General features: G+C 66.8%; 4 protein-coding genes. 2 read left to right on the top strand and 2 right to left on the bottom strand.

Features of this window, described 5'->3' with window-relative positions:
- Positions 1 to 704: SDR family NAD(P)-dependent oxidoreductase (locus tag GPA_RS02690; RefSeq protein WP_041238864.1), on the top strand; the 704-nt coding region annotated here is incomplete at its 5' end.
- 93 nt (positions 705 to 797) lie between these two features.
- Here the strand turns inward: GPA_RS02690 and GPA_RS02685 are convergent.
- Both GPA_RS02685 and GPA_RS02680 read right to left on the bottom strand, forming a co-directional pair.
- A complete protein-coding gene (locus tag GPA_RS02685; RefSeq protein ID WP_015538860.1) occupies positions 798 to 1,826 on the bottom strand; it encodes a DUF5692 family protein in 1,029 nt (342 codons plus the stop codon).
- Between the two features lie 108 nt (positions 1,827 to 1,934).
- Positions 1,935 to 2,552, bottom strand: coding sequence for a TetR/AcrR family transcriptional regulator (locus tag GPA_RS02680; RefSeq protein WP_015538859.1), 618 nt, complete (start codon positions 2,550 to 2,552; stop codon positions 1,935 to 1,937).
- 290 nt (positions 2,553 to 2,842) lie between these two features.
- On the opposite strand from GPA_RS02680, the gene GPA_RS02675 reads away from it, so the two are divergent.
- The gene (locus GPA_RS02675; protein ID WP_231847550.1) at positions 2,843 to 3,508 is read left to right on the top strand and encodes a cytochrome c3 family protein; all 666 of its coding nucleotides are present in this window, start codon (positions 2,843 to 2,845) and stop codon (positions 3,506 to 3,508) included.
- The last annotated feature ends 151 nt before the right edge of the window (positions 3,509 to 3,659 follow it).

Raw genomic sequence — 3,659 nt, 5'->3', positions numbered from 1 at the left:
CGGACCGCCGCGAGGCGGAGGGCCTGCAGGTGCTCGAGGCGGTGCGCGCGCTCGGCGCCGAGGCGGAGTTCCTGGCGCTCGACCTGTCGGTGGAGGAAAGCGCGCAGACCCTGGTGGAGCGCACGGTGGAGCGCTTCGGGCGGCTGGACGTGGCTGTCAACAACGCCGGCGTCATGGGCGAGCCCGACAACGTGCACAACCTTTCGAAGGGGCAAATGGACTACACCATGGCCAACAACTTCTACAGCGTGTTCTTCTGCTGCAAGCACGAGCTGCGGCAGTTCCTGGCGCAGGGCGAGGGCGGCGCCATCGTGAACAACGCCTCCATCGCGGGCGTGACGGGATTGCCGGGCAATCCCGCCTACGTGGCCTCGAAGCATGCGGTGAACGGCCTGACGAAGAACCTCGCCCTGGACTATGCGGCGCACGGCGTGCGCGTGAACTCGGTCAACCCTGCGGGCACGACCACGCCCATGGTGCAGGAAGCCTACGAGTACGTGATGGCAAGGCAGAAGGAGGCCATCGCGGCGGGGGCCGACCCGGCCGCCGCGCAGTCCATGGCCGGCGAGAAGCAGAACTCCATGCTGCGCCGCGAGGCGCTGCCCGAGGAGCAGGCGGCCTCCATCCTGTTCTTGGCCTCGGACGACGCCTCCCACATGACCGGCGCCATCGTGGCCACCGACGGCGGCTGGACGTCGTTCTAGCATCCGGACGGCGAACGGCCCGCCGGAGGGCGGGCCGTTCGCTGGGGGGCGTCCTTGGGACGGGCGCCCCCGGGGATGATGCCCTGCCTTTGGCTAGGCGGCCTGCGGGGCCTCGTCGCCCTTCGGGCTGCGGGGGAGCTCAGGCGCGTCCTCGCGACGGGCCATGGCCTCCTCGTAGTCGCGCGTTCCCACGAACACCTCGTTCAGGTACGGGTTCACCTTGAGCTTCCTGGCGCGGTACATGATGTAGGCGAAGGCGGCCACGTTGGCGACGAGCGCGATCACCGATACTGCGAGGTTCACGTTCGGGTTGTTCACCGACTGCACGCTGAACACGCTGTAGTCCTGGAACGCGGGGAACACCTGCGCGAACATGCACCAGATGGCCAGCGTGAACGCGCGGTTCTGGATCCAGCCGCCCTTGTTCCAGAACATGGCCGCCACGGTGGGGGCCAAAAGCAGCGCGAGGCCGCAGTAGAACGAGTGCGTGGGCAGGCAGTTGTAGGTGTAGCAGAAGTTCCACAGGTCGTAGGCCAGGATGAACACCCACGTCATGTCGGGCCACAGCATGTCCTGCTTCTTCTTGGAAACGTAGATGCCGAACCAGCCGGTCATGCAGGCGATGTTGATGAGGCCCGCCACGCCGTTGAACACGTTGTGCCAGCCGCCGTAGAGCGTGACGCCCTCGGAGGACACCCAGGTGGTGCCCCAGGCGCGGATGGCGCTCTCGAAGTCGCTCACCACGGCGATGAGGATGTTGATGGCCACGATGACGAACGGGAAGCACTTGAACCAGTGCGACTTGCCGATCTTGCCCCACCGGTACTTGAGCGCCATGAAGCCGATGCAGCCGATGGTGGCGGCGTAGAGCTTTGCGTAGTGGAACCAGCTGTTCATGTGCAGGTACGTGGGGTTCTCGAGCGCCCAGTCCGCGCCCATGCCGGCGCCGACGTAGATGGCGACGAAGTATGCCGTGAGCGCCAACGGCACGCCGATGAAGCAGACGGTGCCGCCGATCTTCGAGCGGCGCGCGACCTCGTTGATGAGGATGAGGCCGATGAACACCATGGCCCAGCCGAGCCACTGGTACAGGGCGTTCTCCCCGTAAACTTGGAACAACATGGAAACCCTCCTTTTTTCGGGTATGCTTCGCACAGGCCGCCTTCCGGCCTGCTGATTCCTTGGATGAGATGTCTGCGTGCCTCGATGCGCCCGAGGCGCCGCGTGCGGCTAGCCCCCGCCGGGCGGGCTCGCGTCGCCGCGGTCCATGTGCAGGGTCTGGGCGATGAGGTCCTTCAGCACCTCGTCGCTGGCGTCGGGATGCGTGCGCAGGTAGCCCACGATCCCCAGGATGAGCACGTAGAACGTCTCGTAGACATGCTCGATGCGTATCTCGTGCAGCGCACCGTAGTCGCGCACCGTCGTCTCCACGATGTAGGAGGCCACGCGGTCGGCCACACGGTTCACGAAGTCGATGTAGAGCGCCGCGTTCTCGCGCGAGGCGAGCGAGCGGCGGAACGCGTCATGCTCGAACACGCCGAGCCGCATGAGCTTCACGACGCTGGCGAGCGCGCTCTCGATGTCGCCGGGATGGCGCTGCGCGTTCCAGTAGTGCGTCGCCTCGATGAAGTCCGCCACGTAGTCGTCGAGCACGGCCGAGGTCACGGCCTCCTTGTCGGGGAAGTAGTGGTAGAACAGCGAGCGCGTCACGCCCACGCGGTTCGTGATGTCCTGGACGGAGGTCTTCGAGAGGCCCTGCTCCTCGTACAGCTCGCGGGCGGCGGCCACGATGTCGGCGCGCCGTTCGGCCGATGCCGCGTTGCGTGCCCTGTCGCCTGCGGTTTCCATGCTGCCCTCCTTGCGCTGTGCGGCCCGGCTGCCCGGTGCGCCGAGCGCTCCGTGCCGGATCTGGCCGACCCCTGATGAGCGCAGCATACGCCCCTCGTTGACGAAGCGTCAATAGACAGTTTCGACGATTCGTCAACCCGTTGGCAGGGCGGCGGGAACGGTGCGGCACGGCTGGCGCGGGACGGTTGCTGACGGATGGCGCGCTGCCGTCAACGACGTCTTCCGCGGGCCCTCGAAAGGTGCTAGCATGCGCTCAAGAAGTTCAATAATGAAATAAAAAAGAAACACAAATGAAGCAAAACAAGGAACGGAGGAGGGAGACCATGGAAGAGAAGCAGGGGGCGGAGGCCCGCAAGGACGCAGCGGCAACGCCCGAGGTCCAAGCAGGCGCATCGCGCGAGGCCGGAGAACCGGCAGGCAGGCGGCGCGGGAGGCGCTGGCCGATCGTCGTCGGCGTGGTCGCGGTCGTGCTGGTTGCCGCCGGGGCCGGGTTCTGGGTCTGGCACGAGCAGCCGGGCTTCTGCAACGCCATCTGCCACGACCCGATGGATGCCTACGTGGAGGGCTACTACGAAGACGCCACGCTCATGGCGAACGCCCACGCGCGCGCCGACGTCACGTGCCTTCAATGCCACGAGGCGAAGATCGAGGAGCAGGTGACGGAAGGCTTGGCCTGGGTGCGCGGAGACTTCGCCACCGACGAGTCGGGGCACCTGACGGTGCAGGGCGTGACGGCCGACAAGAAGATGTGCGCGACGGCCGGGTGCCACGACTGGGAGGACGTGAAGGCGGCCACCGAGAACTGGGGCGGCGAGGCGGGCGTGAACCCGCACGCGTCCCACCAGGGCGAGGCCATCGACTGCAGCAACTGCCACGGCGCGCACGGCGCATCGTATATGTACTGCAACACCTGCCACGACTACGACGTGCCCGCCGGCTGGGAAAGCCCCCGGTAGGCTCTGCGAGAAGGAGGATGCGATGATAAGGAAGACGGCAACGGCCGTATGCGGCGCCGCCGTGCTCGCGGTGGGCATGACGGGCTGCGCCTCGACCTTCGAGGGGTCGGGGTCGGAAGGACGCGGCGAGCGCCGAGCAGCTGGCGCTGCG

It is taken from the genome of Gordonibacter pamelaeae 7-10-1-b (assembly GCF_000210055.1).
In the GTDB taxonomy this organism is placed as follows: Bacteria; Actinomycetota; Coriobacteriia; order Coriobacteriales; family Eggerthellaceae; genus Gordonibacter; species Gordonibacter pamelaeae.
The sequence above is the reverse complement of the archived record's forward strand: the minus strand, read 5'-3'. Positions and strand labels throughout refer to the sequence as shown.